This is a genomic window from Microbacterium sp. AC145, assembly GCF_979258505.1.
Map to the genome: position 1 here is coordinate 1,297,258 of NZ_OZ409859.1, position 22,188 is coordinate 1,319,445.

Below are 22,188 nucleotides of genomic sequence, written 5' to 3' on the forward strand. Positions count from 1 at the left end.
TCTCCGCGGCGCCGCTGTCAGAGCTTCAGCGCGGAACGACGAGCGGGGTGCCCGTATGCGGGTCGGGGATGATCGAGCACTCCAGCCCGAAAACCTCCTGTACGCGCTCGGACGTCACGATCGACGCCGGGTCGCCTGCGGCGACGATCCGACCGTCGCGCATCATGATCATGTGGTCAGCGAACCGCGCCGCCTGATTGAGGTCGTGCAGCACGGCGACGATCGTGCGACCCTGCTGATGCAGGCCGTGGAAGAGCCTCAGCAGGTCGTACTGGTGCGCGATGTCGAGGAAGGTCGTCGGCTCGTCGAGCAGCATTGTCGGCGATTCCTGCGCGAGCAGCATCGCGACCCACACGCGCTGGCGCTGTCCTCCGGAGAGCTCGTCCACGAGCCGGCCGGCGAGCTCCGTCGTCCCGGTTGCGGCGAGCGCTGCGGCGACGGCCGTCTGGTCGTCGTGGGACCACTGTCGAAGGATCGTCTGGTGCGGATGACGACCCCGCGCGACGAGATCGGAGACGCGGATGCCGTCGGGGGCGATCGAGGTCTGCGGGAGCAGGCCGAGGCGTCGCGCGATCTCCTTGGTCGGGAGCTCGGTGATCGCACGACCGTCCAGCAGCACCTGGCCGCTCCTGGGCTTCAGGAGTCTGGCGAAGGCTCGCAGCAGAGTCGACTTGCCACAGGCGTTCGGCCCGACGATCACGGTGAAGGCGCCTGCGGGGATGTCGACGCCGAGGTGCTCGGACACGACCCGCCCGTCGTAGCCGATCATGAGATCCTCGGCGCGCAGCCGCGCTGTGGAGGTGTCGATGACGGTCATCGCTTTCTCGCTTCCTGAATGAGCAGCCACACCAGATAGACACCGCCGAGGCAGACCGTGACGATTCCGACGGGGATCTGGGTGGGCGCGAACAGCCGTTGTGCCAGCACGTCGCTGGATACCAGAAGCAGGGCACCGACCGCGGCGGAGGCCGTGAGGGTCACGCTCGCGGATCCGGTGAGGCGACGGGCGATCTGCGGGGCGGCGAGCGAGATGAACGCGATGGGGCCGGCCATCGCGGTCACGGCGGCGGTGAGGCAGACACCCAGGATGATGAGGGTCAGCCGAGTACCGCCGGTGCGGACACCGAGTGCAGAGGCTGTGTCGTCTCCGAGCTCGAGCAGATGCATCCGATCGGCGAGCGTGGCCACGGCGATGCCGATCGGGACGATGACGCACGCGGCGATGGCGACCTGCTCCGCGGTGATGACGTTGAGCGACCCCGCGCCCCATGCGCTGGCGAGCATCGCGATCCGCAGGTCGGCATTGAGGATGATCCACGTGTTCACCGACGCCAGCATCGAGGCGACGCCGATGCCGACGATGATGAGGCGGAAGCCCGTGAATCCTCGCCGGAATGCGAGCAGGTAGACGAGCAGAGCCGTCGCCGCACCGCCCGCCAATGCGGCTGCGGCCGTCGAGGCGACGCTGATGCCCATGGTGGTGATGACGATGAGCGCACCGGTGTAGGCGCCGGCGTCGAAGCCGATGACGTCGGGGCTGCCCAGCGGATTGCGGGTCAATGACTGGAAGATCGCACCGCCGATGCCGAGCGCGATGCCGAACACCAGGGCTGCGAGGACGCGGGGGAGTCGCCACTCGATGATCACGAGTTCCGCGCGAGGCTCACCGAAGCCGAGGAGCGTCATGAGCACCTCTCCCGGAGAGAACGGGGCGTCGCCGAGAGTCAGGGCGAAGACGCCGACGGCGACGGCGGCGAGCAGCGCAGCCACGGTCACGACGGTGGCGCGGACCCCGATGCGACGCGAGAAGACATCGGTCCGGGGGGCGAAGACCCGGCGACCGGCATCGACCTCGGTCGACGGAGGGAGCAGAGTGGTCACAGTCCGCTCACCTTCTTCCTGCGGACGAGGGCGATGAGCACGGGAGCACCGATCAGCGCGGTGACGACGGAGACGGGGAGCTCTCCGGCGCGAAGGACCAGGCGGCCCACGACGTCTGCGGTCAGCAGGAGCAGCGGAGCGGCGAAGACGGTGCCCAGGAGGATCCATCCCTGATGCGGCCCGACGAACCAGCGGACGGCGTGCGGCACCATCAGGCCGACGAAGGCGATGGGCCCGGCCGCGGCGGTGGCGGCTCCGCAGAGCAGCGTGACGGCCAGGATCGACAGCACCCGCGTCAGCACGACGCGCGAGCCGAGAGCGGTCGCCAGGTCGTCGCCCAGCGCCAGGGCGTTCAGCGAGGGCGCGAGACAGAAGGCGAGCACGAGTCCGACCACGAGGAAGGGGAGCACGGTGTAGGCATCCGGGGTGAGCGCCGACAGCGATCCTGCGTTCCAGGAGCGGATCGAGTCGAACGCCTTCGGGTTCAGCAACCCGATCGCCGCGACGACGCCGCCCATGACGGCGCCGAGTGCGACACCGGAAAGCGTCATGCGCATCGGGTCAGGCGCCGTCCGGCCCGCGGAGCCGATCAGATAGACCAGCACGGTCGCGACGATCGCTCCCGCGAAGGCGAACCAGATGTACCCGCTGGCGGCGCTGAGCCCGAAGAAGGCCACACCGATCGTGACTCCGAGGCTGGCGCCCGCGTTGACGCCGAGGACTCCGGGGTCTGCGAGCGGATTTCGGGTGAACCCCTGGATCAGCGCGCCGGCGATGCCGAGAGCGGCGCCGACCGACAGGCCGATGAAGGTGCGCGGGACGCGCATGCCTTGGACGATCGCGCCGGAGTCGCCTGCGCCCGTCGTGAGTCCGATCCAGACCTCGTCGACGCTGATGCGCTGGGAGCCGAGGAAGATGCTGGCGACGGAGGCGATCGCCAGTGCGATGGCGAGGATGAGGACGACCAGGCCCCGGCGCGTGGCCGAGACCTGGGTCGTCTGGTCCTCGGAGAGAACAGCGGTCATGAGTCGGTGATCACAGACCCAGCTTCTCGAGTTCGGCCTCGTAGGCTTCCTCGATGTCCTCTGTGGGGCGGGTGTCGTCGTCCCACATCGCCATCAGTCGCGCGTGAGTGGATTCGTCGAGCGACTCGTACCGCTCGCGCCAGGCTTCGGCGTTCTCGGTCCAGTAGCCGATCACCTTGTAGGCGGACGCGGGGAGCTTGAGCTCGTGCCGCAGGTGCTTGCGCACGCCACGGGTCGCCTTCGTCTCTCCGGCGACCCAGACGTATCCGGGACCGCGGGGAAGCTCGGAGGCTCGGAGGATCTCCTCGATGCGAGTGGGTGCATGGCCGTTCCCGCCGTGCACCCAGTGCAGCTCGACGCCATCCGCCGGGGTGAGATCGAGCTCGTCCTCGGGGGTGGACACCTCGAGCACCACGCGGGTGCGGATGCCCGACGGGGCGTTCTCCGCCAGGCGTGCGGCGGCGGGGAGCCCGGTCGCGTCGGCGATCAGCAGCTGCCACTCGATGTCGGCGGGCGGGTCGTACAGTCCCTTCGGGGTGTTGACGCCGATCACGTCGCCGGGTTTCGCCTGGAGCGCCCAGGCAGCGGCGACGCCACCGTCGTGCACCACGAAATCGATCGTGAGCTCGCCGGCCGCGGCATCCCAGCCGCGCACCGTGTAGGTGCGCATCGGTGCGGGCTCGACACCCTCGGGGTAGTCCCAGTAGCCGTCGTCCGTGGGGAAGGGGAGGTTCGGCTCGTGCTGCCCCTCGGTGGGGAAGAAGACGCGGAAGTACTCGTCACCGACGTCGGTGGAGACGAATCCCTCGAGCCCCTCGCCGCTGAACACGATCCGGACCATGCCGGGGCTCAGACGCTCGACTCGCTGGACGACGATGCGGTGGACCAGGTTGACAGTCATCCGAGCAGCGCCTTCTCGACCACGGTGAGGAACGCATCCATGCCGCTGGGCGATCCGTAGATCATCTCGTAGTTGTACGGGAAGTACGCGCCGTCCTGGACGAACGACAGGTTCTGCCAGAGCTGGTTCTGCTGCAGGGCGGCGTCATCCTCGATCCAGACCGTGCCGTCCTCGTCGGCTCCGGTGAAGACGACGTCGATGCCCTCCAGCTGGCCCACCTGCTCGGAGCTGAGCTCGGTGTAGTCCTCGCTCGCGGGGAGTCCCTCGTCGGTGGCGTTCATGAGTTCGTGCATCTCGAGGCCGAGGTCTGCGAACACCAGGCACGGCACGCCGTAGCAGGAGGTGGTGACCTGACCCTCGAAGTAGCCGACGTCGGCGACGACGGGGTGGATGTCCGCGGCATCGAGGCGCGACGTGATGTCGGCGACGCGCTCCTCGTACTGGTCGACCCAGGCCTGCCACTGGTCTTCCCGTCCGAGGTCGGATGCCGCCTGCGCGACCACATCGCGCCAGTCACCGCCGTCGAAGGCGTTGTAGGTGTATGTCGGGGCGATCTTCTGCAGCTTGCCGTCGAGGTCCTCCTCGTAGCCCAGTCCGTTAAGGATGAAGTCCGGGTCGGCCTCGAGCACAGCCTCGAGGTTGAACTCGGGGAAGTTGCCGAAGGTCTCGAGTCCCTCGAGCTCCTCCTGGGAGAAGAAGTCAGGGAACGCGGTGAAGTCGTCACGGATCGGCTGGGTGTCGGCGAGCTCGAAGCCGAGGGTGATGAGGATGTCGAGATCGGTCGTGTAGAACCCGAGAGCGGACTGAGGTTCGGCGGGGATCTCGATGTCGACGCCGGCGGGAGTGGTCAGTTCGACCGTCTCGGCATCGCCGGAGGCGCCCGCTGCGGTGGAGCCGGCGCAGGAGGTGAGCAGGAGGCCGGTCGCGGCGAGCGCGACGAGAGAGAGGGGAGTGGAGCGCATGGATCGTCTTCCAGGTGTGAGTTCGGGAGGGGCCAAGAAGGTTAGCTAAGGCTTGGCTTACCAAGTATCGAACGGCGCGATGTCGCTGAGGAGCCAGCCGCTGTCGCGCTCAGGCCGACTTCTTACCCGACTCGTTGCGCGCGGACGTGAACTCACCCGGGGTTCGGCCCAGTTCGCGGCGGAAGGCCTGCACGAACGCGCTCGGCGTCGAATACCCCGAGCGCCGGCTCACATACGCCACCGTGTGATCGGCGGCGAGCCACTCGATGGCTCGCCGCATGCGTGCACGTGTGCGCCAGGTCGAGAAGCTGAGGCCCGTCTCCGCGACGAAGAGACGGGACAGATTTCGGGCGCTGGCGCCCACGTGGCGCCCCCAGTCCTCGATCGATCGATCGTCGGCCGGATCGGACAGCAGTGCCTGGGCTACCACGCGTATCCTCAGGTCGAGCGGAAGGGGGAGGTCGATCGTCGAGACCTCCACCGGCTCGAGCAGGCTCAGGGTCAGCTCCTCGGCATGCAATCGCGGGGAGGGCGGAAGGTAGGGCGCCGCTTCGAGGCGCTCCAAGATCACTCTGACGACTTCGGGGATGGCGACAGCGGTGGTGCCCGTCGCTATCGAGGAGAGCTCGGCGTCGATGAACGTGCAGCGAAAGGTCGTCCCGGCAGCGGCGACCACGCGGTGCTCGGTCCCGGCCGGTATCCACAGACCCAGCGAACCGGGGATCGCGAAGTAGCCGTCCGCTGTCTCGGCCGTCAGAGCGCCCCGTGTGCCCCAGAGGAGTTCGTGGCGGTCGGAATGCGTGTGGGGTTCCCACTCGACGTGATCGGAGAGGGCGAAGGAGTTCGTGTCGATGCGCCAGGCGACCGACTCGGGGGCGTCTCCGATCAGCGACATCTTCAGCTCACCAGTCGTCTCGGGGATAGGTTAGGAGAACCTAACCTATCAGGAGTGCGGGTGGTGGCGACGACGCAGCAGCGGCGCAAGTGATCCCAGAGTACGCCCGCTCGTGGCGGTGCGCCACGGGGTGGTGCGACGCGGATGTCGGGCGTACGGTTCGCCCAGAGCACGCGCCGGAAAGGTCCATGGGGAACCCGTCGGGACGTGGCTCCGGTAGAGGGGTTCTCGCGCCGGTAGCGATCCGCCCGTCGCGCGAGGACCTCTCCGCTGTGCTGGCGTGAAACGCCGTTCGGGCGGCTGTGAACGCGCACAGCCAGCAGGCGTAACGTCAGCACATGAACGCACAATTGAAGATCGCGGGGCAGAGCCCCGAACTGCTGGGTCTGGAATCCATCCTTATCGGCTCGCTTCCTGCGGCGCTGATGACCGACGAGGCACCCGACCGTTACACCGTCGAAGCGGTGTTCACGCGCAAGACGGATCGCGACGAAGTCGCCGCCATCCAAGGCAGTGAAACGCGAGCGCACCTGTCCGCGAACGGTTTCCCGACCGTCGAGCTCCACGTCGCCGATCGTCGGCTGGAGATCGCCAACACCAATCTCGAGGAACTGCGAGACGGCCTCGCGGCCGTCATCGCGGAACGCCTCGCCGAGATCAGCGCATCCCTCGTGGCCGCTCGCGAGATCGCGGCCCTGCGCTTCCAGGACGCCACCGACCGCGAGCAGGCGAGGGCGGCATCCGTCGCGGCTCTCGCCGAATCGGTCGTCTTTGCCCGCCGTCCGATCGCCACCGTCCTCGATGACGATGCGCGCATCGAGGACTGGTTCGAAGAGGGCGGTGCCTTCCGCTCCTAGAGCGGATGCAGCATCGAGAGGAGTACCGGAGAAGAACTGAGCCCCTGAGTGGAGCGTAAGGCTCTGATCAGGGGCTGTGTGGTGGGCGATACCGGACTCGAACCGATGACCTCTTCCGTGTGAAGGAAGCGCGCTACCAACTGCGCCAATCGCCCATACCTGCGGGGTACGTCAACCGATACTACCGGACGCCTGGGCGCCCTGATGACCATGCATCTGGACACGCGCGAGATTCGTTCCCGGTTTTGACAGTCGCCGTTCATCGGCTAATGTTTCATATGTGCCCGGGACAACAACCGGGAACAACGCGGATGTAGCGCAGTTGGTAGCGCACAACCTTGCCAAGGTTGGGGTCGCGAGTTCGAGTCTCGTCATCCGCTCAAGTGCAGGGGCCTTCTTCGGAGGGCCTTCAGCACGTGGGGTCAATCCACACGGTGGCGTGGCCGAGCGGCTAGGCACCGGCCTGCAAAGCCGTTTACACGGGTTCGAATCCCGTCGCCACCTCTCTGAAAACTGAACAGCCCACTTGGGCGCGATTGGCGCAGCGGTAGCGCGCTTCCCTGACACGGAAGAGGTCACTGGTTCGATCCCAGTATCGCGCACAGATGAAAACCCCCGGTTCGCCGGGGGTTTTTTGTTTTCTACTGCGAGGTCTCCGGTGCGGATCATCCTCGGGCCGCCGCTCCTGGCTCTCAGACACCGGTGACCAGCGTCACCCACCGGGGCAGTCACAGTCGCTGCCGCTGTGACACATGCAGTGAAGCGGCTCTGTTGTCGTGTCGTGCGACGGCGCTGTGCCGCCACGGGGGACGTCGTGATACCAGTCCCTGGTGCTCAGTTCGATGACCAGGGCGCTGCCGCTCGCGGCGATGGCCCCGCCGTCGTGCGCGAGGAACTCGATCGCTTCGTCCTGTGGTTCGGCGTACGAGTGGAGTGCCGGTTCCAGCCCGCCCGGAGTCGAGAAGCGCAGAAAGACGTTCCCGTGCGACGGACACAGCGCGCTGGCCCCCGGCAGATTGTCGACGGTATAGGGATCTCCGTGGTCGTTCTCCCCGGGGATGCCGTACTGATTCCAGTACGAGGCGAGTATGTCCCACTCCGCTTCGTCAGGCGTGCACCCCACCTCGAGAAGGTGTGTCCGGTACGCCTCGATCAACACCCCGGCGTCCGTGATCTCTGTGGTGACGACCCACGATGTCCACCGTTCGCATTGCCAGTCGTAGCTGTCGAATGGCCCCCATGGGACGCTGTAGGAGCCGTGCTCGCACACGTCGTCGATGCTCTTCGACACGGGCTCTCCGAGTGCGGCCGCGTCGAGCGCCGACTCCTGATCCGCTTCGTGTGGAGCGGTACGCGGCCTGAGCCAGGTGTCCGTCAACCCTCGGTGCGGTCCGCGCGCTTCACCACGTCGTAGGCCGCGAGAGCAGCCTTGCGCGTGGCGGCGAGGTCGACGATCGGTTCCGTCGGCGCATCCGATGCCCACTCCGAGATGTAGAGCCCGTGCGGGTCGAACTTCTTCGCCTGCAGCTCCGGATTGAACACGCGGAAGTACGGTGCGGCGTCTGCGCCGGAACCGGCGACCCACTGCCAGTTGAACGGGTTGCTCGCGCCGTCGGCGTCGACGAGGGTGTCCCAGAACCATTCCTCGCCGCGTCGCCAGTCGATCAACAGGTTCTTGACGAGGAAGGATGCGGTGACCATGCGCACGCGATTGTGCATGAAGCCGGTATGCCAGAGCTCGCGCATCCCGGCATCCACGAGAGGGATGCCGGTCTCTCCCCGTTGCCAGGCTTCGAGCTGCGACGGGTGTAGCCGGGGCCACGGGAATCGGTCGTACTGAGGGCGGAGGTTCTTCGTCGCGATGTCGGGCGCATGGAACGCGGTGTGCCAGGCGAATTCGCGCCACCCGATCTCGGAGAGGAAGCCAGCCGCGCCCGCGGCCTCCACAGCCTCGTGCCAGACCGTGAAGGGGCTCAGCTCGCCCCAGCGCAATCGTGGGGAGAGCAGTGAGGTGGCCCCGGCCGACGGTTCGTCGCGGGCGCGGTCGTACGATCCGATGTCGTCGTGCAGGAAGGTGCGCAGCCGTGCCCGTGCGGCGGGCTCTCCGGGCTCCCAGGTGTCGCGGAGTCCTCCGGCCCAATCGGGACGAGTGGGCAGGAGGTCCCAGTCGTCGAGGTCGTCGGAGGGCGGAGGATGCGAGACCCCATTGAGTTTCCTCGGCGCAGGTAGCGGAGCTCGCGGCGTGGGAAGCGCGAGGCACGCTCGCCAGAAGGGCGTGAACACCGAGAAGTGCGTGCCGCTCCCCGTCTTCACCGTCCACGGCTCGTGCAGCAGCGATGCCTGGAAGGAGGTCACTTCGTGGCCGTCCGCGCGCAGCGATGACTTCAGGGTCGTGTCGATCTCACGCTCGGCACCCCCGTAGCGACGGTTCCAGAACACTGCCGTCGCGCCGGCGTCTGCGACGGCCTCGCGGACGACGCGATCAGCGGCACCCCTCCGGAGAGTCAGGGTGGCGCCGAGCTCACGCAGCGCGTCGCTCAGCGATGCGAGGGACTGGTGGAGCCACCAGCGTGCGGCGCCGCCGAAAGGACGGATGCCCGGACTCTCCTCGTCGAGCACGTAGATCAGGACGATCGGTTCGCCTCGGTCGACTGCGGCGCGAAGTGCCGGGTTGTCGGCGACCCGGAGGTCGTCGCGGAGCCAGACGAGAGAGGGAGAGGCCATGGCTCCATTCTCGCCCGTCCGATCGAACCCGCAGACAGGGTTGCGCGTCGCCCGGCTCAGCGGCTACGGCGTCGCGGCGAGACGGGATCAGGGGCGGTCGCCCACAGCGCCCAGAGCACGAGGACCGGCTGCAGGAACAGCCGACCGAAGCGCCGCGCCTCGGTGTCGAGACCAGGGGTCGAACGGTGAGTGCGCCATTGGTGCACGTTGCCGGGCAGGACAGCCACGAAGAAGGCGGCGGTGGCGAACCCGACGCGGCGTCGTTCGCGGGGCAGTGCGATGAGACCGGCCGCCAGGGCCACCTCGGCGGCTCCGGAGGCGATGATGATCGCCTCCTTGTCGAGACGCGTGGCCTTCGTCGCCCAGTCCGGTACGACGACCCGGAACCCTCTGGTGCTCACGAAGTGCACGATGCCGATCGCCCCGAGGGCGAGTGCGAGGATCCAACGCGCCAGTGCTTTGACCATCCGCTCACGCTACCCGGTCGCGCCGCGACGGCCCTGCGATCCATCGCGCGTCAGCCGCAGCGGTGCGACACACTTGGAGCCATGACCGTCCTGCGCATCAGCATCCTCTTCGTGCTCGCCGCCGTCGCCGAGATCGGCGGGGCCTGGCTGATCTGGCAGGCCGTCAAGGAGAACAGGGGATGGGTGTTCGCGGTGCTCGGGGTCATGGCGCTCGGCGCCTACGGCTTCATCGCGGCGCTGCAGCCCGACGCGAACTTCGGACGCGTGCTCGCCTCGTACGGCGGCGTGTTCATCGCGGGATCCCTGGCGTGGGGGATCATCGTCGACGGCTTCAAGCCGACGATCTGGGACTGGGTCGGCTCGGCGATCGCGCTGGTCGGTGCGGCGATCATCATCCTGGCGCCGACGGCCGCCAACACCGCGACCGAGGCGGTGTCGTAGCGGTCAGCAGCCCCCGGGCATGCGAGTAACCTGGATCCAGACCCAGATGGAGTGTGCAGTGCCTGAAAATGCTCAGCCGAAAGACGGCTTCGCCCTGTTCTCTGACCGTTCAGTCGTCGCGATGCGCGTCAACGGAACCCTCAAGGACCTCGCCGCGACAGTGACGGATGCCGACGAGGTCGAGCCGGTCACGATCGACAGCCCCGACGGGCTCAACATCCTCCGTCACTCGGCGGCGCACGTGCTCGCACAGGCGGTGCAGCGGATCAACCCGCAGGCGAACCTCGGCATCGGCCCGCCCATCACCGACGGCTTCTACTACGACTTCGGCGTCGACACTCCGTTCACGCCCGAGGACATCAAAGCCATCACGAAGGAGATGCAGCGCATCGTCCGTGAGGGCCAGCGCTTCGTGCGCCGCGTCGTCACCGACGACGAGGCACGGGCGGAGCTCGCAGACGAGCCGTTCAAGCTCGAGCTCATCGGTCTCAAGGGCCCTTCGGCAGGCTCAGGAACCCAGGTCGGAAAGGTCGAAGGCGCATCCGTCGAGGTCGGCGAGGGCGAGCTGACGATCTACGACAACACGACCCGCGATGGCGAGGTCGTCTGGAAGGACCTCTGCCGCGGGCCGCACCTGCCCAACACCCGCATGATCGGCAACGGCTGGGATCTCACCCGCATCGCCGCCGCCTACTGGCGCGGCAGCGAGAAGAACCCGCAGCTGCAGCGCATCTACGGCACGGCGTGGCCGTCGAAGGACGAACTGCGCGAGTACCAGCACCGTCTCGAGGAGGCCGCCAAGCGCGACCACCGGCGCCTGGGCAAGGAGCTCGACCTGTTCTCGTTCCCCGAGGAGATCGGCTCGGGTCTCTCGGTCTGGCACCCGCGCGGCGGCGTCGTCCGTGGCGAGATGGAGCAGCACGCGCGCAAGCGCCACATCGAGGGCGGGTACACGTACGTGTACACCCCGCACATCTCGAAGGAAGACCTCTTCCTCACCTCGAACCACCTCGTCACGTACAAGGAGGGCATGTACCCGCCGATCGTCATGGACGAGGAGCGCGACGACGAGGGCAACATCACCAAGCAGGGCCAGGACTACTACCTCAAGCCCATGAACTGCCCGATGCACATCCTGATCTACAAGGAGCGTGCGCGCAGCTACCGCGACCTGCCGTTGCGGTTCGCCGAGAACGGCACCGTCTACCGCAACGAGCTGTCGGGCGCGCTGCACGGCCTCACCCGCGTGCGCGGCTTCACCCAGGACGACTCTCACCTCTTCGTCACGCCCGATCAGCTCGAGGACGAGGTCTCGAAGGTCCTCGAGTTCATCCTGTCGATGCTGCGCGATTTCGGACTCACCGACTTCGAGCTCGAGCTGTCGATGAAGGACGACGAGAAGTCCAAGTGGATCGGCTCCGAGGAGTTCTGGGAGTCGTCGACGGATGCTCTGCGTCGCGTCGCTGTGGCATCCGGGCTCAAGCTCACCGAGGTCCCCGGTGAAGCGGCGTTCTACGGACCGAAGATCGACCTGAAGACGCGTGATGCCATCGGCCGCACCTGGCAGCTCTCGACCGTGCAGGTCGACCCGAACCTGCCCGAGCGCTTCGAACTCGAGTACATGGACAAAGACGGCCAGAAGAAGCGTCCGATCATGATCCACCGCGCCCTGTTCGGCTCGATCGAGCGGTTCTTCGCGATTCTGCTCGAGCATTACGCGGGTGACTTCCCCGTGTGGCTGTCTCCCGTGCAGGTCGTGGGCATCCCCGTGGCCGACGAGTTCGCCGACTACCTGGGCGAGATCGTTCAGACGCTTCGCACGCAGGGCGTGCGCGCCGAGCTCGACGCCTCCGACGACCGGATGCAGAAGAAGATCCGCACGCACACGACCGGCAAGGTCCCGCTGCTGCTGATCGCGGGGGAGAAGGACCGCGATGCCGGCACCGTCTCGTTCCGCTACCGTGACGGCACGCAGGAGAACGGCGTTCCGATCGCCGATGCCGTGTCGCGCATCCGTGCCGCGATCGATGCGCACACGCTCGTGCAGACAGCAGGGGATCTGGCGTGACGACGCCGCCTGCATCGTGGGAGGACGCCGGTGAGTTCGCCGGCGTCCCCGACGAGTTCCAGCGTCTGTGGACCCCGCACCGCATGGCGTACATCCAGGCGGGCCCCGAGCCGTTGCGCGAGGAGTGCCCGTTCTGCGAGGCTCCCAAGTTCCCGGATGCCGAGCGGCTGATCGTCGCGCGGGGTGAGACGGCCTATGTGCTGCTCAACCTTTTCCCGTACAACTCGGGGCACCTTCTGGTCTGTCCGTACCGCCACATCGGCACCTACGACCAGGCCACGGCCGAAGAGGTCGCCGAGATCGGGGCGCTGACCCAGATCGGCATGCGCGTTCTACGCGAGGTGTCGCGCTGCGACGGGTTCAACCTCGGGATGAATCAGGGTGCTGTCGCCGGTGCCGGCGTCGATGGACACCTGCACCAGCACATCGTGCCGCGGTGGACGTCGGACGCGAACTTCTTCCCGATCATCGCCAAGACCAAGGCCCTGCCTCAGCTGCTCGGCGAAGTGCGAGAAGCCGTGGCGAACGCCTGGCCGACCTCCGGTCGTTGATCGAGGAGCGCAGCGACGAGACGACACGCGCCGCGCTCGCTCGAGCCGCTCAGCGCACCTGGCGTGCGGTGAACTGCATCCGCGGGTTCGCGTAGAACTCCTGCGCCTCGACGAGCTGCAGTTCACGCGCGCCGGAGTCGAGGGTCGCGGCGAGCAGGTCGAACACGCTCGACGCCGTGCGCTCGAGCGCCGTCTTCGCGTCGCCGGTCTCGACGTAGTGGGCGGTGAACAGGGCAGCGGTCACGTCGCCCGAGCCGTTCGCCTTCATGGGCAGCCGGGGTGTCTGCACGATCCAGGCGCCCGCCGAGTCGGCGACGAGCATCTCGATCGTGCCCTTTTCGCGGTCGGGTCGCTCGACGCTCGTGACGAGCACGGTGCGCGGTCCCATCGCCATCGCCAGGTCGACAGAAGCGAGCGTGGACTCCAGCGTGTCGGGTTCGGTGCCGGTGAGGAAGCCGAGCTCGAACTGGTTCGGAGTGATGATGTCGGCGGCAGGCACGACCTTCTCACGCAGCAGGATCGGGATCGCCGGCGCGACGAAGCATCCGGACTTCGCGTTCCCCATCACCGGGTCGCACGCGTAGACCGCGTCGGGGTTCGCCGCCTTGACGCGGGCGACGGCGTCGATGATGACGTCTCCGATGCCCTCGCCGCCCTGGTATCCGCTGAGGACGGCGTCGATCTCGCCGAACACGCCGCGCTCCTCGATACCCGTGAGGACCTCGCGCACATCGTTCGGATCGATCATCGGGCCGCGCCAGGCGCCGTAGCCGGTGTGGTTCGAGAAGTTCACCGTGTAGACCGGGAGAACCTCGACGCCGATGCGCTGCAGCGGGAAGACCGCGGCGGAGTTGCCGACATGGCCGTACGCGACGGCGGACTGGATGGAGAGGACCTTCATTCCCCGATCCTTTCTTTCAGGGCGGGACTGCTCCCGCAGCGGTGGGTCATCGTGCGGCCGAGACCAGGTCGGCGACGAGCGTCGCGGTGTCGTCTTCGGACAGATCGTGCACCGTGAGGCGCAGGTGGCGCGACGGGTCGGCGCGCTCATCGAGGGCGAAGTCGTCGCCGGTGCGCGCGAGCCAGCCTCGGCGCATGAGCCGCTCGGCGACGAGGCGCGCGGGTGTCGGCAACTCGATCCACAGGCTCAGGCCGTCGGTGGTGGGGGAGTCGAGGCCGTGCTCGCGCAGGCGCGAGGCGAAGGCCTCGTTGCGTGCGGCGTAGTGCTCGCGAGCGTCGGCGATGCGTGAAAGCACCGAGTCGTCGGTCAGCTGCGTGAGCGTGAGACGCTGCAGCAGGTGGCTGACCCAGGTGGTCCCGGGGCTCAGGCGCATGGCGAGGCGCTCGGCCGTGGTGGCATCCGTCGCCGCGATGGCGAGGCACATGTCGGGACCGAGGAACTTCGACACCGAGCGCACCAGCGCGAACCGGCGGTGATCAGGGCCGATCAGGGACTCGTAGGTGCGCTGCGACAGCATCGAGAAGTGATCGTCCTCGATGATCAGCACGTACGGATGCTCGGCGAGCACGGCACGCAGCTCCGCCGCGCGAGCGGCCGTGAGACTCGCCCCCGTCGGGTTCTGAGCGCGCGGGGTGCAGATCACAGCGCGCACGCCGGCGTCCAATGCGGTGCGCAGCCCCTCGACCGTCATCCCCTGCTCGTCGACGGGCACGGGTACGGCCCGATACCCGCCGAGCCGGACCGTGTGGATACTCGCCAGGAAGCAGGGGTCCTCGAGGGCGACGGCGTCGTCGCGCATCAGCGCCTGGGCGAGCAGACGTTCGACGGCGTCGACGGCGCCGCTCGTGATGGTGATGCCGAAGTCGAGGTGACCGAGATCCTGCGCGATCCATTCCCGCGCCCACTCATCGAGTCCGCGGTCGATCACCGGCTCGCCGTAGAGCACCGGACGACCGGCGACCGTCGACAATGCCGGCGACGGATCGGGGATCAGGCGGGGGTCAGGGTTGCCCGTTCCGACGTCGCGCAGCACTGTGTCGGAGGCGTAGCCCTCTTGGGCGACCGATTCGAGCCCGGCGATGACGGTGCCTGCCCGCCCTCTCGAGATGACGAGCCCTGCCTGGGCGAGCTGTCGGTAGGCGGCGACCGCCGTGTTGCGATTGACACCGAGGAGGGTGGCGAGCTCGCGCACGGGAGGCAGGGGGCTGCCGGCGCGCAGCACGCCGCGGTCGCGCAGGCCGCGCACGCTGTCGGCGATGTCCGCTGCGGTCGTTCCGGTGATCTGTTCGCTCATGTCTCCTCACCACCGATTCTAGGTCGTTCCGGACAGTGCTACTGTTTGGCCTAGATCAAACGAGACATCGTTCGACACACTCATGCACATCGTGCTTCCCCGACAGGAGCTCTCATGACCGAACAGACCACCATCGGATCCTCGCGCGTCAAGCGCGGTCTCGCCGAGATGCTCAAGGGCGGCGTGATCATGGACGTGGTCACCGCCGATCAGGCGAAGATCGCCGAAGACGCGGGCGCCGTCGCCGTCATGGCGCTCGAGCGGGTTCCCGCCGACATCCGCGCGCAGGGTGGCGTCTCGCGCATGAGCGATCCCGACATGATCGACAGCATCATCGCGTCCGTGTCGATCCCGGTGATGGCCAAAGCTCGCATCGGTCACTTCGTCGAGGCTCAGGTGCTGCAGGAGCTCGGCGTCGACTACATCGACGAGTCCGAGGTGCTCTCGCCCGCCGACTACGTGAACCACATCGACAAGTACGGCTTCACGGTGCCCTTCGTCTGCGGTGCCACCAACCTCGGTGAGGCTCTCCGTCGCATCAACGAGGGCGCGGCGATGATCCGCTCCAAGGGTGAGGCCGGCACCGGGGACGTCTCGGAGGCGATGAAGCACATCCGCAAGATCCGCGGCGAGATCGCCGCTCTCACGGCTCTTCCGAAGGATGAGCTGTTCGTCGCCGCGAAAGAGCTGCAGGCGCCCTATGAACTCGTGGCCGAGATCGCCGAGACCGGCAAGCTCCCCGTCGTGCTGTTCGTCGCGGGTGGCGTCGCCACTCCTGCGGATGCCGCGATGATGATGCAGCTCGGAGCCGACGGCGTGTTCGTGGGATCCGGCATCTTCAAGTCCGGAAACCCCGCGGAGCGTGCCAAGGCGATCGTCAAGGCGACCACGTTCTTCGACGACGCGAAGGTGATCGCCGAGGTCTCGCGCGGACTCGGAGAGGCGATGGTCGGCATCAACGTGTCCGACCTCCCCGCCCCGCACCGCCTGGCCGAGCGTGGCTGGTAGTCCACGGGTCGGAGTGCTCGCTCTGCAGGGCGACGTGCGAGAGCACGCCGCCCTGCTCGCGGGGCTCGGCGTCGAGGTGTCGCTGGTGCGTCGCCCGGCGGAGCTGGCGGCCGTCGACGGCCTCGTCATCCCCGGCGGCGAGTCGAGCGTGATCGACAAGCTGTCGCGCATCTTCGGGATGCAGGAGCCGATCCGCGCCGCGATCGCGGCGGGCCTACCGGTGTACGGCACGTGCGCCGGGCTGATCCTGCTCGCAGACGAGGTGCTCGACGGCATCGAGGGGCAGCAGTCTTTCGGCGGCATGGACGTGAGCGTTCGCCGCAATGCCTTCGGTCGTCAGACCGAGTCGTTCGAGATCGGACTCGACGTGCCGCTGCTGGGCGATGTGCCGGTGCACGCGACGTTCATCCGCGCGCCGATCGTCGAGCGCGCAGGCGACGGGGTCGAGGTGCTCGCCTCGCTGCCGGACGGCGGTATCGTCGCGGTGCGCCAGGGGGCGCTTCTCGGAACCAGCTTCCACCCGGAGGTCGACGGCGAGACCCGTTTCCACGAGCTGTTCCTCGAAAGTGTCCGGGAGTACACCTCCGGGCATTGACGATCTATCGTTCGACCCGCCACGGTCCCGCGCATGACAAGCGAGGGGCCGAGGTCGGACTATTCTCGTTCGAGTGACTGGATCAAGGGCTGAGGCCGCGTACGCGCGTGCCGTCACCGCATTCAGCACCCCGACTCTTGACCTCCTGCACGGTCGTTTCGCTCCGTTCGTCGTGGCGTCGCTCACTCTGTTGTTCAACGCCGGCCGGGCGTCTGTTGCGGTCGCGGATGCGCATGCCGAACTGGCCGAGGTGCTCGACGAGCTCCGCGCGGCGGGGTACGACGAGGACGACCGGAAGCTGCCCTCGGGGAGCGGACGCGACGTGTGCAGGAACTGGGTGCGTCTCGGCTGGTTGATCCAGCAGATCGACGATGACGTCGAGGTGTATCGCCTGTCGGCCCATGCGGTCGCCGCACTCGAGATCTCGGGCCGCACCGGCGGAGGGCGCACTCGTGTGTCGAACTCGCGCGTCCGCACCCTGCTGGATGCCGTGGACCATCTCTCGGCCAGCGCCGAGGTCGACCCGGTTCGTCGCCTGTCGCGACTGCACGCCGAGCGCGAGCTGCTCGATTCCGAGATCGCTCGAATCCAGGAGTCCGGTCACGCGGACCCTGCGGACGACGAGGAGCTCCTCGAAGAGGCGGAGAACGTGCTGCACCTCGCACGCGAGCTCCCTGCGGACTTCACGCGAGTCGCCGAGTCGCTCAGAGCGATGCAGCGCGACGTCGTCGCGCACCTCCGGAGGGACGAGAGGCCGACGAGCGAGGTGCTGCGCGAGTACCTCCAGCGCGCGCAGGACGTGATGCAGTCGACCCCGGAGGGTCGGGCCTTCGCAGGCGCCCTGCGCCTGATCGGCGACCCCGACCGCATCGACGCCCTCACCGAGCAGCTCCGCGGGCTCCTCGACCAGCCCTTCGCCCGCATGCTCGACGGCACGCAGCGTGCCGAGCTCGACGCGATCGCGCGACGTGTGGAGCTGGGGGTCGAGGAGGTGCTGGCCGCTCAGCGCCGCGCCTCGCATGTCATCACCGGACAGGTGAAGACCCACGATCCGCTGCGTGATCGCCAGATCGACGACCTCCTCCGAGACGTCATCGCAGGACTCCACGGGTGGGCAGGGCCCGCGACCGTCGTCGACCCGGTGCGCAACATGCCGCTGATCGACCTCGGGCATCTCCGTCAGACCACCAGCGACATCCGTCCTCCGCGTGCTCCAGCACCCCTCACCGACGCGGATGACGTCGATTTCCTCGATCACGACACCCGGGCGTGGGGCGGTCCGCGATATGCGGAGCTCGAGGCGTACGTCGCAGGTCTCGGCGCGGACTTCGATCTCGCCGATGCGTTCCGCGCGGTGCCTGACGCGGCTCGACGCCCCGTCGATCTGCTCGGTCTTCTCGAGATCGCGCACCGGAACGGTCTCACGGACGGAGACGGCATCTCGACGGTCGAAGCGCTGCGACCCGACGGGACGACTCGTCGATTCGCCTTCGGCACCGTGACCGCCCGCAGCACGAAAGAAGATGCAGATGAGTGATGACGATCTCACCACAGCCGTCGCGGACGAGGGTTTCATCGCCCCCACGGCGATGGAGGACGACCTCGAGGCGCATTTCCCGGGCGACCGGGGCACGCTCGACCCCGAGATCAGGCGAGTGCTCGTGCACCTCCTCCAGCGCCGCTTCCTCTCGATGGAGCGCAACCGCCGGGAGTGGACTCTGCTGCTCGAGCACCAGCAGGTGATCGAGTCGCGTCTCAACGACATCTACCTGCGTCTGATCATCGATCACGCCCGAGGGTTCGCGTACAAGCAGCAGTTGCGCTCGGATGAGGTCGAGATGCCTGTACTGCTGAAGGACTCTCCGTACTCGCGTGCCGAGACGCTCGTCCTGGTGCACCTGCGGACCGTCTATCAGCGCGAGTCGGCGACGGGCGAGGGCTCGGTGCGGATCGACATCGAGGACGTCGAGCAGACGGTCCTCAGCTACTTCGCCGACGTCGACGGCGGAACGGCGAAGCAACAGCGGGCGATCCGCAGTGCGCTCGACCGCCTGGACCGAGAGGGCATCGTGCAGGAGGAGACCAGCGGACGGTATCGGATCACCGCCCTCGTCGAGGTGGTGCTCAGCGCCGAGACGCTCAAAGAGCTGCGGGAGTGGCTGCGAGCCCAGGCGGTGGTGGCGCGATGACGATGATGGACACGCTCTTCGGGATGATCCCCGTGAGCTCCCGCGGTCAGCAGTGGGTTGCCGAGGAGCTGCAGCTCATCAACTGGGGCGGCTACGACGGCGGACCGCACCGGGTGCGGTTCTCGCCCGATGCGACCCTGCTGTGCGGTGGTTCGGGATCGGGTAAGTCCACGCTCATGGACGGCTACATCGCGCTGATGATGCCGCACACGACGCCCTTCAACGGCGCCTCGAACGGCGGGGTCACGGGACGCCCGCGCGGTGAGGAGCAGCGGAACATCCTCTCGTACGGTCGGGGGAAGATCGACGAGTCCCGCACCGACGAGGGCACGAAGCTCCGCGTGCTGCGCGGTGACGGCGAGGACACATGGAGCGCCGTCTCGATGACCTGGTTGGACCACGACGGCTCGCGCTTCACGGCGGTGCGCGGGTGGTACATCCCCGCGGACGCCCGCACGCTCGAGGACACCACGAGGCTGCGTGCCACGATCGACGGGGCCTTCGATCTCACACAGCTCGAGCGTGCCGCGGGTCAGCGACTCAGCGACTCAGCGGTGCGCGCCGTCGGGCTCGATCCCGTCGCGACCGATCGCGAGTTCTCGGCGCGCCTGCACGCGGTGCTCGGCATCGGCGCCGCAGGCTCCGGGGCGAAGGCGATCAGCCTTCTCGCCCGGATCCAGGCCGGCCAGCAGATCACCACGGTCGACGACCTGTACAAGAAGCTCGTGCTCGAGGAACCCGAGACGATGGCGACTGCGGACGCGGTGGTCGCCCACTTCGACGAGCTGGAGAGTACGCGCACGCGGATGCTCGTCGCGAAGCAGCAGGTGGCGGCTCTCGAGCCCCTCCGGGGAATCTCGCAGCGCATCGAGGCGGCATCCGAGCGGATGCGGGTCGTGGACGAGGTCGGGGTCTTCTCCGAGCCGACTTCGCTCGCGGCACTGTGGAGCGCTGAACGTCGTCTCGACCTCCTGCGCGAGGTGGAGACAGATCTTCGCGACCGGACGCAGACCCTCCAGCTGGCGGTCAGAGAGAAGAACGCCCTCATCTCCGCCGCCGAGGTCGAGCGCGAGGGGCTGCTCGATGTGCTCCGACAGTCGGGAGGCGATCGCCTGGAGACCGCCCAGCGTGAGCTGCGCGGCGTCGAGCGCAGACTCGACGATGTCCAGCGCGAGCGGGCCCGTTTCGACGCCGTCGCAGCCGAGCTCGGCGCTGAGGTGCACGACGCCGCCGGGTTCGAGAGCCTGCTCGCCCGTCTCGGTCGCGAACTCCCGCAGACGGGTATCCGCGGCGCGCGTGCCGCCTTCGCAGACGCCGAGTCCGCGCGCAGGACGGCCCTGACGGAGTTGTCTCGCATGCAGGCCGAGCGGGACCGCACCCGAGAGCTGCGGGGGAGCATTCCCGCGCATCTGCACGAGTCGCGAGCCCTGCTCGCTCAGGCCGCGGGACTCGCTCCGACGGATCTGCCCTTCGTCGGTGAGCTGATCGAGGTGCGCACCGAGTTCGAGCCCTGGCGGGAGGCGTTCAATCTCGCGCTCGGCGGGTTCGCGCGCACGTTGCTGATCGACGCCTCGAACCTCGGACGATTCCGCGCCGCCATCGACACGGTGCGCACCGCCGAGCGCATCAGCTACGAAGGCGTGCACACCGGTCTCGCTGAGTCGAGCACCGCCGACCCGCGAACTCTTCCTGGGCGTCTCGATCACCGGTCCACCCCCTTCACCGGGTGGCTCCAGCAGCGACTCCGCGAACGGTTCGACTACGTGTGCGTCGACTCGTCAGCAGAGCTCGCCGAGCACCCTCGGGCGCTGACGATCGCGGGGCAGGTGTCCCAGGGCGACCGCGGGTCGCATGGCGGTCACGGACGCGCGAACCTACTCGGATTCTCGAACGCGCGCCGTCTGCGCGAGCTCGACGAACAGATCGGCGAGCTGGAGAGCCGACGGGATGCTGCGGCTTCCGCAGCTGCCGAGGCGGAGGCCGGTCTCGACCGGATCGAGGCCACAGCCAAGGCGCATGCGAAGATCGAGGACCTCACCTGGGATCAGATCGACGTCGAGGCCGTCGAGGCGGAGCGCGCGCGCTGGCTCACGGTCGAGGCGGAGGTCACCGACGAGAACCCCAAGATCGCCGAGCTGCGTTCTCAGGCCGAGGAGCTCCGCACGCGGGCGGGCCGTCTGCGGGATGAGACCTCCCGCCTGGGCGGCGAGCTCACGGTCGCTCAGGATCGATGGGTCGAGGTGACCGACCAGGTCGACGCGTGTCAGCGGATCGTCGACGCGGCGGAGGCAGCCGAGATCGCTCTCGAGGAGAGGCACCGTTCCTTCCTCGATGCACGCTTCCTCGGCGCGGACTCGGCTGTCAGCGTCACCGCGTCGGAGCGACTCGCCCACCTCGACTCCGCGTTGCGCACCGCGGCGACCAGGCTGCTCGAGGATCGCACGTCGGCAGCTGCCGCACACGCCGACCAGCGTGAGCAGATGCGACGCCTGATGACGGGGTTCCTCGAGCGCTGGGACACGCTCACGCTCCTGCCCGACCCCGACGAGTCGGTCGCCGAGTTCGAGGGCATCCTCGAGGCGCTCGAGACCAACGGGCTGCACGAGCTGGAGTCCGAGTGGCGAGACAGCCTGCTCAAGCTCTCCGGAAACGATCTGACGAGTCTCGATTCGACTCTGGGCCGCTCGCTGCGTGAGATCAAGAACCGCATCGACCCGATCAACAGGATCATGGAGGAGCTGCCGTTCTACGACGACGAACACCGCCTGCAGATCACGCCGCGCGAGAACCAGTCCGAGGCGCGCAGGCGGTTCCGCAGGGAGCTGCGCGAGGTGCGGGGGCTCATCGAGGCGGCGACGACGGATGCCGATCGCGAGAGCGTCTACCGGAGGATGAGCCGCCTCATCGGTCGGATGCGGCGGACCGCCCCGGACTTCGCCGAGCTCATCGATGTGCGAAACCACGTCAGAGTGAGTGCCGAACGGATCCACGCCACGACGCGGGAACACGTCGCGCTCTACGACCACATCGGCGAGAAGTCGGGTGGAGAGTCGCAGGAGCTCGTCGCGTTCATCGTCGGCGCCGCCCTGAGATATCAGCTCGGTGACGCGGGAGCTGCGCGTCCGCGGTACGCGCCGGTGTTCATGGACGAGGCGCTCATCAAGGCCGACGCGCACTTCACGAAGCGCGCGATCGGCGCCTGGCGCGGTCTCGGCTTCCAGCTCGTGATCGGTGCGCCGAATGACAAGTACAGCGCGATCGAACCGCACGTCGACGTCGAGTACGACATCTTGAAGGACACCCGCGGTCGCTCGTGGGCGCGGCCGAAGGTGGGCCTGCCCGCCGGGACCGAGTGATCCGAGTCGATGC

20 protein-coding genes and 4 tRNA genes are annotated in these 22,188 nt (G+C 67.9%); 12 read left to right on the forward strand and 12 right to left on the reverse strand.

The window, feature by feature from the left end:
• Nucleotides 1-25: 25 nt before the first annotated feature.
• The 6 genes from ACZZZN_RS06370 to ACZZZN_RS06395 form a co-directional block, all read right to left on the reverse strand.
• A complete protein-coding gene (locus ACZZZN_RS06370) occupies nucleotides 26-817 on the reverse strand; it encodes an ABC transporter ATP-binding protein (RefSeq protein WP_463504342.1) in 792 nt (263 codons plus the stop codon).
• A complete protein-coding gene (locus ACZZZN_RS06375; protein WP_463504343.1) occupies nucleotides 814-1,881 on the reverse strand; it encodes a FecCD family ABC transporter permease in 1,068 nt (355 codons plus the stop codon). The genes ACZZZN_RS06370 and ACZZZN_RS06375 overlap by 4 nt, the downstream gene beginning before the upstream one ends.
• Nucleotides 1,878-2,906: an iron chelate uptake ABC transporter family permease subunit gene (locus ACZZZN_RS06380; RefSeq protein WP_463504344.1), complete on the reverse strand. Its 1,029-nt coding sequence runs from the start codon at nucleotides 2,904-2,906 to the stop codon at nucleotides 1,878-1,880. Before ACZZZN_RS06380 ends, ACZZZN_RS06375 begins: the two co-directional genes overlap by 4 nt.
• 10 nt (nucleotides 2,907-2,916) lie before the next feature.
• Entirely contained in the window at nucleotides 2,917-3,807 is an 891-nt protein-coding gene (locus tag ACZZZN_RS06385; RefSeq protein ID WP_463504345.1) for a siderophore-interacting protein, read from the reverse strand.
• Nucleotides 3,804-4,769: an ABC transporter substrate-binding protein gene (locus ACZZZN_RS06390; protein ID WP_463504346.1), complete on the reverse strand. Its 966-nt coding sequence runs from the start codon at nucleotides 4,767-4,769 to the stop codon at nucleotides 3,804-3,806. The genes ACZZZN_RS06385 and ACZZZN_RS06390 overlap by 4 nt, the downstream gene beginning before the upstream one ends.
• A gap of 109 nt (nucleotides 4,770-4,878) precedes the next feature.
• The gene (locus tag ACZZZN_RS06395; RefSeq protein WP_463504347.1) at nucleotides 4,879-5,664 is read right to left on the reverse strand and encodes a helix-turn-helix domain-containing protein; all 786 of its coding nucleotides are present in this window, start codon (nucleotides 5,662-5,664) and stop codon (nucleotides 4,879-4,881) included.
• A 338-nt stretch (nucleotides 5,665-6,002) separates the two neighbouring features.
• On the opposite strand from ACZZZN_RS06395, the gene ACZZZN_RS06400 reads away from it, so the two are divergent.
• Nucleotides 6,003-6,521 carry a hypothetical protein gene (locus tag ACZZZN_RS06400; protein WP_463504348.1) on the forward strand — a complete coding sequence of 173 codons (519 nt, stop codon included), beginning with the start codon at nucleotides 6,003-6,005 and terminating at the stop codon, nucleotides 6,519-6,521.
• 79 nt (nucleotides 6,522-6,600) lie between these two features.
• Here the strand turns inward: ACZZZN_RS06400 and ACZZZN_RS06405 are convergent.
• A tRNA-Val gene (locus ACZZZN_RS06405) sits at nucleotides 6,601-6,676 on the reverse strand.
• A gap of 152 nt (nucleotides 6,677-6,828) precedes the next feature.
• Here ACZZZN_RS06405 and ACZZZN_RS06410 point away from each other — a divergent pair.
• The 3 genes from ACZZZN_RS06410 (at nucleotide 6,829) to ACZZZN_RS06420 (ending at nucleotide 7,123) form a co-directional block, all read left to right on the forward strand.
• Nucleotides 6,829-6,901 (forward strand) — tRNA-Gly (locus ACZZZN_RS06410).
• Nucleotides 6,902-6,954: 53 nt separating this feature from the next.
• A tRNA-Cys gene (locus tag ACZZZN_RS06415) sits at nucleotides 6,955-7,025 on the forward strand.
• A 26-nt stretch (nucleotides 7,026-7,051) separates the two neighbouring features.
• Nucleotides 7,052-7,123 (forward strand) — tRNA-Val (locus tag ACZZZN_RS06420).
• Between the two features lie 110 nt (nucleotides 7,124-7,233).
• Here ACZZZN_RS06420 and ACZZZN_RS06425 read toward each other — a convergent pair.
• From ACZZZN_RS06425 to ACZZZN_RS06435, 3 genes are all read right to left on the reverse strand, one after another.
• Entirely contained in the window at nucleotides 7,234-7,812 is a 579-nt protein-coding gene (locus tag ACZZZN_RS06425; protein WP_463504349.1) for a hypothetical protein, read from the reverse strand.
• An 83-nt stretch (nucleotides 7,813-7,895) separates the two neighbouring features.
• Nucleotides 7,896-9,245 carry a cryptochrome/photolyase family protein gene (locus ACZZZN_RS06430; RefSeq protein ID WP_463504350.1) on the reverse strand — a complete coding sequence of 450 codons (1,350 nt, stop codon included), beginning with the start codon at nucleotides 9,243-9,245 and terminating at the stop codon, nucleotides 7,896-7,898.
• A gap of 56 nt (nucleotides 9,246-9,301) precedes the next feature.
• Nucleotides 9,302-9,712 carry a DoxX family protein gene (locus ACZZZN_RS06435; RefSeq protein ID WP_463504351.1) on the reverse strand — a complete coding sequence of 137 codons (411 nt, stop codon included), beginning with the start codon at nucleotides 9,710-9,712 and terminating at the stop codon, nucleotides 9,302-9,304.
• 81 nt (nucleotides 9,713-9,793) lie between these two features.
• Between ACZZZN_RS06435 and ACZZZN_RS06440 the strand changes: the two genes are divergently transcribed.
• From ACZZZN_RS06440 to ACZZZN_RS06450, 3 genes are read left to right on the forward strand one after another with little or no spacing between them, the layout of a single operon-like run.
• The gene (locus ACZZZN_RS06440; protein WP_463504352.1) at nucleotides 9,794-10,153 is read left to right on the forward strand and encodes a YnfA family protein; all 360 of its coding nucleotides are present in this window, start codon (nucleotides 9,794-9,796) and stop codon (nucleotides 10,151-10,153) included.
• A gap of 46 nt (nucleotides 10,154-10,199) precedes the next feature.
• Entirely contained in the window at nucleotides 10,200-12,221 is a 2,022-nt protein-coding gene (thrS, locus tag ACZZZN_RS06445) for a threonine--tRNA ligase (protein ID WP_463506557.1), read from the forward strand.
• On the forward strand, nucleotides 12,218-12,772 hold the full coding sequence (locus ACZZZN_RS06450) for an HIT family protein (RefSeq protein ID WP_056307599.1): 555 nt from the start codon (nucleotides 12,218-12,220) through the stop codon (nucleotides 12,770-12,772). Before thrS ends, ACZZZN_RS06450 begins: the two co-directional genes overlap by 4 nt.
• Before the next feature lie 49 nt (nucleotides 12,773-12,821).
• On the opposite strand, the gene pdxY is transcribed toward ACZZZN_RS06450, so the two are convergent.
• Entirely contained in the window at nucleotides 12,822-13,673 is an 852-nt protein-coding gene (gene pdxY / locus ACZZZN_RS06455) for a pyridoxal kinase PdxY (protein WP_463504353.1), read from the reverse strand.
• Between the two features lie 46 nt (nucleotides 13,674-13,719).
• Nucleotides 13,720-15,027: an aminotransferase class I/II-fold pyridoxal phosphate-dependent enzyme gene (locus ACZZZN_RS06460; RefSeq protein ID WP_463504354.1), complete on the reverse strand. Its 1,308-nt coding sequence runs from the start codon at nucleotides 15,025-15,027 to the stop codon at nucleotides 13,720-13,722.
• 114 nt (nucleotides 15,028-15,141) lie between these two features.
• Between ACZZZN_RS06460 and pdxS the strand changes: the two genes are divergently transcribed.
• The 5 genes from pdxS to ACZZZN_RS06485 all read left to right on the forward strand — a co-directional run bounded on the left by pdxS (nucleotide 15,142) and on the right by ACZZZN_RS06485 (nucleotide 22,175).
• Nucleotides 15,142-16,035 (forward strand): pyridoxal 5'-phosphate synthase lyase subunit PdxS, encoded by an 894-nt coding sequence (gene pdxS / locus ACZZZN_RS06465; RefSeq protein ID WP_463504355.1) that lies wholly within the window; start codon nucleotides 15,142-15,144, stop codon nucleotides 16,033-16,035.
• Nucleotides 16,025-16,630 carry a pyridoxal 5'-phosphate synthase glutaminase subunit PdxT gene (pdxT, locus tag ACZZZN_RS06470; RefSeq protein ID WP_463504356.1) on the forward strand — a complete coding sequence of 202 codons (606 nt, stop codon included), beginning with the start codon at nucleotides 16,025-16,027 and terminating at the stop codon, nucleotides 16,628-16,630. Before pdxS ends, pdxT begins: the two co-directional genes overlap by 11 nt.
• Nucleotides 16,631-16,703: 73 nt before the next feature.
• Entirely contained in the window at nucleotides 16,704-18,167 is a 1,464-nt protein-coding gene (locus ACZZZN_RS06475; RefSeq protein WP_463504357.1) for a DUF3375 domain-containing protein, read from the forward strand.
• A complete protein-coding gene (locus tag ACZZZN_RS06480; RefSeq protein WP_463504358.1) occupies nucleotides 18,160-18,819 on the forward strand; it encodes a DUF4194 domain-containing protein in 660 nt (219 codons plus the stop codon). Before ACZZZN_RS06475 ends, ACZZZN_RS06480 begins: the two co-directional genes overlap by 8 nt.
• A complete protein-coding gene (locus tag ACZZZN_RS06485) occupies nucleotides 18,816-22,175 on the forward strand; it encodes an ATP-binding protein (RefSeq protein ID WP_463506558.1) in 3,360 nt (1,119 codons plus the stop codon). Before ACZZZN_RS06480 ends, ACZZZN_RS06485 begins: the two co-directional genes overlap by 4 nt.
• The last annotated feature ends 13 nt before the right edge of the window (nucleotides 22,176-22,188 follow it).